At 72.2% G+C, this 6,250-nt stretch carries 5 protein-coding genes; 2 read left to right on the top strand and 3 right to left on the bottom strand.

What is annotated here, in order from left to right:
• Positions 1–120: 120 nt before the first annotated feature.
• Both CAP_RS35885 and CAP_RS35890 read right to left on the bottom strand, forming a co-directional pair.
• Positions 121–921: an alpha/beta fold hydrolase gene (locus tag CAP_RS35885; RefSeq protein WP_052376587.1), complete on the bottom strand. Its 801-nt coding sequence runs from the start codon at positions 919–921 to the stop codon at positions 121–123.
• 10 nt (positions 922–931) lie between these two features.
• Entirely contained in the window at positions 932–2,194 is a 1,263-nt protein-coding gene (locus CAP_RS35890; RefSeq protein WP_044249275.1) for a glycoside hydrolase family 1 protein, read from the bottom strand.
• Between the two features lie 150 nt (positions 2,195–2,344).
• Between CAP_RS35890 and CAP_RS55360 the strand changes: the two genes are divergently transcribed.
• Positions 2,345–3,352, top strand: coding sequence for a GAF domain-containing protein (locus CAP_RS55360; protein ID WP_063748802.1), 1,008 nt, complete (start codon positions 2,345–2,347; stop codon positions 3,350–3,352).
• Positions 3,349–3,567 carry a hypothetical protein gene (locus tag CAP_RS35900; RefSeq protein ID WP_044249277.1) on the top strand — a complete coding sequence of 73 codons (219 nt, stop codon included), beginning with the start codon at positions 3,349–3,351 and terminating at the stop codon, positions 3,565–3,567. Before CAP_RS55360 ends, CAP_RS35900 begins: the two co-directional genes overlap by 4 nt.
• A 160-nt stretch (positions 3,568–3,727) precedes the next feature.
• On the opposite strand, the gene CAP_RS52885 is transcribed toward CAP_RS35900, so the two are convergent.
• Positions 3,728–6,250 (bottom strand): hypothetical protein (locus tag CAP_RS52885; protein ID WP_197041502.1); only part of this gene is annotated, 2,523 nt, incomplete at its 5' end.

Below are 6,250 nucleotides of genomic sequence, written 5' to 3' on the forward strand. Positions count from 1 at the left end.
CGAGCAAAGCTCGTCGGGGCCCCCCACTCCGCGATCCACCTTCGGTTTCCAGAGCGCTTCGCCGCTTCGGGCCTGACGCCCGTCGCCTCAGGAAGCGGACAATGTCCCCGACCGCATGGTTCAGCCCTCGGAGAAGAACTGCTGGATGGCGCCGAAGGTCTCCCTCGGCGCCTCCACCGGCACGAGGTGACCAACCCCCGGCAGGATCTGCAGCTTCGCGCCCGGGATGCGCGCCGCGATCAGCTCGCCGTTCCTGACGGGGAGCAGCGGATCCTTGTCGCCGTGGATCACCAGCGTCGGCACCCCGATCTTCTCCAGCCTGTCCCACGAGGACCACCGGCCCACCGCGGCGAGCTGCCGGGCCATGGCCGCCGGCAAGGTGGGTCGCTTCTTCCCCGCCTCGACGAGCAGGTCCATGATCTCGGGGTTCGCCTCGGCGAAGCCTGGCGCCGCGATCGCAGCGAGCATGGCACGCTGGGAGGCCTCGGGATCGCCCCGCATGCTCAGCGCGGGGGCGAGGAGATCGGGCGCCGCCTGCACCGCGTTCGCGCCTCCCGGCCAGGTCGCCATGAGCACGGCCTGACGGAAACGCTCCGGGTGCGTCGCCAGGAGCTCCTGGGTGATCATCCCGCCCATGGAGATACCGATGACCCGCGCCTTCTCGACCTTCAGGTGGTCCAGGAGCCCCAGCGCGTCCTCGGCCATGTGGGAGATCTCGTACTGCGGGTTCTCCACCAGGCTCGACCAGCCCACGTCGCGGTTGTCGAACTGGATGGCCTTGTAGCCGATCGCCGCGAGGCCCCGTGACATGGGCGTCCACGAGTCGCCCCGTGATCCGAGCCCCATGATGAGGAGCACGGGCTCCCCTTCCCCGAAGATCTCGTAATGAATGTCGACGTCACCGATGCGCGCGATGTCCATGCCGCGCAGTCTACTCTCCCAGCGCGGCGAGCGTCTCTCGGTCGATGGCGCGCGCCCGGGCGATGCGCCCGTAGAGCGCGGCGCTCGGCCTCGGACGGCGCTCCTGGGTGGCGTAGTCCACCTCCACCAGGCCGAAGCGCGCCGCGTACCCCTCGGCCCACTCGAAGTTGTCCATCAGCGACCAGTGCAGGTACCCGCGCACGTCGATGCCCCGCCGGATGGCCCGCGCGACTTCTGCCAGGTGGCGCACCAGGAACCGCGGCCGCTGGTCGTCGTCCGCGTCGTCGATCCCGTTCTCCGTGATGTACACCGGCACTCCCGCGCGCGGCGCCCACACGTCGAGGAGCCGCCCCAGACCCTCCGGGTAGATCTCCCATCCGAGATCGTTGACCTCGGCGCCGGGCTGCACCTTGCGCACCATGAAGCCCTCGCCCGGGTGGGCCGGAGAGAACCGCACGAGATCGCGGGTGTAGTAGTTGAGGCCGAAGAAGTCCTGCGTCTGCTGCGCGCACACCGCCTGCGTGAACCAGTCGTTGAAGACGCGCCCGTACAGCGCCGTCCAGACGCGGTCCGCGGCGCGACCCGGCGCTTCGGGCTCGAGCACCCGCAGGTGATGCGCGACGCCCGCCTGGAGCGCGTGTCCCTTCCGGGCGGCGGCGTCGTGCATGGCCCTGAACATGGCCTCGTGCGCGCGGAGGAGGTTGCGGAGTGCGCGCCCCATCTCCAGCAGCGAGTGGTGACCTGGCGGCCACACCCCGAGCAGGTGGCCATGAGCCGCGAGCACGTTGGGCTCGTTGATGGTGATCCACAGGGTGCACAGATCGCCGAGCGCCTCCACGGCGCGCTCCGCGAAGCGCGCGAGGAGGGCCGGGAGATCCTGATGGAGCAGGCCACCACGCGCTGACAACCACCGGGGGAGGCTGAAGTGGTGCACCGTGATCATCGGTACGATGCCAGCGTCACGGTGGGCCCCCAGCACGGCGCGGTAATGATCCCAGGCTGCCGGATCGAACTCCCCGGCGCGGGGCTCGACGCGCGCCCACTCCAGCGACAGCCGGTGCGCGCCGAGCCCGAGAGCCTGCTGCAGTTTCACGTCCTCGCGGAAGCGATGCACGTGATCGCAGGCGATGCGCGGGGTCGCGCCGCCGCGGACGCGCCCTGGCTCACGCGCGAACGCCGACCAATCGGTGTCCTCGCAGTGACCCTCCACCTGCGTCGCCGAGGTAGCCGTGCCAAACAGGAAATCTTCGGGGAAGCCCAGCTCCGCGCTCATAGGCGCGCATGATAGGCGAGCGCCCCCCACGTGAGCGCCCCTGGATGATCTGCGATCACAGGGGGCGCTAAATACGCGCAAAACGTTCCGATTCGAGGCATGCTCACCTCACGGACGGCGACGGCTCCGTCCCACACCCGAGACCACCACATGGCCATTCTCGACGACCCGCAGCGGCTGAACCAACTGGACCCGGCGATCACCCGGCTCGACGCAGACGCGATCCTCGACGCCTGCGTGGAGGAAGCGGCGCGCCTGGCGGAGGCACCGATCGCCCTCGTCAGCCTGGTGATGCGCCACGTCCAGCTCTTCCGCGCGCACCGCGGGCTGCCGCCGGAACTCGCGCTGAGCTGCGCCACCTCGCGGCGCAACTCCTTCTGCCAGTTCGTCGTGCGCGATGAGCGTCCCCTCGTCGTCGAGGACACCATCATCGACTCCTGGGTGCCCCAGGATCTCGTCGAGCGTTACGGCATCCGCGCTTACGCCGGGGTCCCGGTGCGCGTCGAAGGTCAGCCGGTCGGTACCCTCTGCGTGATCGACATCACCCCGAGGAGGTTCTCCCCCTCGGTGATGACGGCGCTCGAAGTGCTCGGCACCCGCGTGGCAGCCCGCCTCTCGGAGCTGATGGGCAACGAACCTGCCGAGGGCCCCCCTGCAGCGCCTGCCGAGCGGCTGCGCCTCCTCCGCCGGATGGCACGCCTCCTCGAAGGCGCGCTCGAAGCGCTCGGCCCACCCCTCGAGCAGGCTCGCGCGGCCGAGCTCGGAGATGAGTCCGTCCTGAGCTCCACCATCCGCTCGGATCTGTCCGCAGCCGTGCTGTGCTACGAGGACCTCGCCGTGGCCGCCAGAGAACTCTCGACCGAAGCCACGCGGCTCTCGCGGGCCGCGCCCGATTCGCGCATCGAGTCGTTGCTCCTCGAGGCGCGGTCGCTCACCCGCGAGCTCGACGAGGCTGGCCCCATGGTACGGCTCGCGCAGGGCGCCCTGACGGACCGGGTTGGCATCGAGGCCGCCGTGAAGGCCGCCTCGGTGACCCGCCAGGCCCTCGACTTCCACTCCAACGCCCTCGCGGCGGCGCGGCGCCTCCTGGTCGCCGCAGACACCATCGACGCGGCATGGCCCGCGAAGAGCACTCCCCCCGGGGAGGTCACGCCGTGAGAGGGCGCGCCTACGCGCTCTGGATGGAGATCCTGGAGATCCAGGGGCCTCCCAGCGCGCGCAGCTCTTTTGCGATGGCCCGCCTCATCCTTCGCACGAGAGCTCTGCCGGAAGAGATCACCCCCGAGGTCGACGATCCGGGGCTCGAACAGCGCCTCGAAGAGGCCCTCCTCGACATGCCTCGCCTGAGCGACATGCACCACCGTCACGGCTGACGCATACATGCGGTCGCGGACCTTGTCCGCTTCCCGAGGCGACGGACGTCAGGCCCGAAGCGGCGAAGCGCTCTGGAAACCGAGGGTGGATCGCGGAGTGGGGGGGCCCCGACGAGCTTTGCTCGTCGGGGGGCGGGGGCGCGAGCCCCTGCCGTGTGAATCAGAATACGCTCGGAATCCCTGCCGCTTGCTTGAGCGCGTCGAGATCGGCGCTGTACCCGGGCATCAGCCGCTCGAAGCGCGCGCCGTGGCAGGTGAGCACCAGGATCTGCAGCTCCTTCGCGGCATCGCGCAGGATCTTCACCATGGACAGGAACCGCGCGTCGTCGGTCCACCCGAGCGTGTCGTCGAGCAGGAGCGGCAGCGGCCGCCGGTCCCGCGCGAACACCCGCGCCAGCGCGATGCGCACGATGACGGAGAGCTGCTCCCGCGTGCCTCCCGAGAGCTGCGCGAAGTCCTCCGGCACCCCTCGGCGGAGGATCTTCGCGAGCCGCAGGTCCTGGGTCATCTCGATCTCCGTCCCGGGCCGCAGGTTGTTCAGGTAAGGCAGCGCCTCCCGCACCACGGGGGCCACGTACTGCCGCTGGGCCTCCACGTAGGCGTCCTCCACCTGCTCCGCCAGGAGCTTCGCCGCGCGTGCCTCCCGCGTGAGCCGTGCCAGCGCCTCCGCGGCCGCCTCCTGCTCCGCGCGCGCCTCGCCGAGCGACTCGAAGTGCCCCTCCAGCGCTTCTCGGTCCAGCAACGCCTTGTGGTGGACGACGCTCTCGCGCAGCGCCCGCGCCGAGTCTTCCCGCACCCGCAGCGCCCCCTCCGCGCGCGCCACCTCCCCTTCGTGAAGCTCCGGCGCGGCCTCCGCGAGCGCACCTGCTGCCCGCGCCACGGCCTCCGCGGCCACCCTCGCCTCGGCCTGCGCCTCGGCGAGCTGCGCGAGGAGCGCCTCGTCCGGCTCCACGCGCCTGAGCGAGGCCAGCCTGTCACGCCCTGCGTCGAGTTGCCCCCGCAGCGTGCTCTCGCTCGACCGCAGCTCTGCCACATCGCGCTCGCACGCCCTCCGCGCCTCCTCGCACCTCCCCACCGCCTCTTCGAGCGGCCCTCGCTCCGCTTCCACCCGCGCGATCTCGCTCCGCACCGCCTCTGACCGTTCCTGGAACGCCTCGACCGCGGCCCGTGGCTCCGGTGCGTCTCCGGTGCTCTCCTCACCCTGCGCCGCCGCCTCCCGCGTCCCGGCCGACATGCTGCTGACCGCCTCGTACCGAGCCCGCAGCGCTGCCACACCTCCCGGAGCGAGGCGCTCCAGCTCCGCGGCGAGCCGTGCTTGCCGCTGCTCCAGCGACAGCCCCGCCATCCACCGCTCCTTGGCGGCTTCCAGATCCGGCACCCCCGCGTGCGCGAGCGCGCCCTCCAGCGCCCGCTCGATCTGCGCGAGCATCCCGGCCTCGTCCAGCTCTCCCGGGATCACCTCCCAGCCCTCGGCGTCGCGCGCCACGCCGGACGCCGCGCCAGGCGCCCCCGCCTCCACCTCCGCCTCAGCCTCCGCCCCGATCGCGTACGGCTCCGCGATCACCACCTCCTGCCCCGCCGCTGCGCCCGACACCCAACGCAGCCGCGCAGCCCGCGCGACCACCTCCGCCTCACGCTGCGCCAGCGCCTCGGAGAGTGCCTCGATGCGGCCCGCAGCCTCCCCGGTCACCCGGTTCGCCGCCAGCTCCATCTCCAGCGCGCCGAGCCTCGCGTTCGCCTCGCGCGCCGCCTGGATCCTCCCCTCGACCTCCTGCGCCCTCGCCCGCAGCCGCTCCACCTCGACCTGCAGCGCTTCCCTCCCCTCCGGCGCCACCGCCGCGAGCCGTTGCTCCAGCGTCCCCTTCGTCCCCTCCGTCTCCTGCCGCGCCCGCGCCATCTCCTCGGCTTGCGCCAGCGTCTCCGCCCCACGCTCTTGCAGCGCCGATCCCAGCGCCCGCTCGGCACGCTCCAGGCGCGCTCCCGTCTTCACCAGATCCTCGCCGCGCGGCACGAGCCGCAGCTCCGCGTTGCCGATCACCAGCGTGGCGGGCTTCACCAGGTGCCGCGTCACCTCCTGCCCGGCCACGAGCTGCCTCTCCGGCTGATCTTCCCCGAGCCGCACCCGCACCTCGTCCAGCGCATGGATGGTCAGCTCGGTGCCTGCTGCCGCCCATGCGGCCCGCGCGAGATCCACCTCGTGCGCCAGCGACCGCAGCATGTCGAGCGCGTGCGCGTCGATGCGCTGCCCCGCGAGCCTCCCGCGCACCCGCTCCAGCGTCGGCCCCATCCGGCTTGCCAGCGTGAGCCGCTCCTCGGCCTGCAACCGTGCCGTCGCCACCTCGGCCGCTTCCCGCGCGAGCTGCTCCAGGCCTGCCGGCGCCACCTCCGCGAGCTTCGCGCGCTGCACCTCCGCATCGTCCTCCGCCACGGCCCGCCCTGCGCGCCGCTCCCTTGCCCCCTGCACATCCTCCACGCCGGCGCCGAGCAGGGCTTCCCGCAGGCTCGCCCGCGCCTCCCCTGCGAGCCTCGCCGCCCGCGAGAGCCCCGGTCGCGCAGGATCGATCTCCACCTTGCCGACCCCCGGCAGCTCGATCGCCACCCCCGGCATGGCGATCCACACCCTGCCCTGCACCTCCCCCTCCTTCGCTCCGCCCCGCGCCCCCTGCTCACCTGCCCCCCCCCC

Origin of the sequence: Chondromyces apiculatus DSM 436, from assembly GCF_000601485.1 — a bacterium.
In the GTDB taxonomy this organism is placed as follows: domain Bacteria; phylum Myxococcota_A; class Polyangia; order Polyangiales; family Polyangiaceae; genus Chondromyces; species Chondromyces apiculatus.

Coding starts and splice junctions, on each gene's coding strand:
- CAP_RS35885 (WP_052376587.1), bottom strand. CDS start 921: ATGGACATCGCGCGCATCGGTGACGTCGACATTCATTACGAGATCTTC.
- CAP_RS35890 (WP_044249275.1), bottom strand. CDS start 2,194: ATGAGCGCGGAGCTGGGCTTCCCCGAAGATTTCCTGTTTGGCACGGCT.
- CAP_RS55360 (WP_063748802.1), top strand. CDS start 2,345: ATGGCCATTCTCGACGACCCGCAGCGGCTGAACCAACTGGACCCGGCG.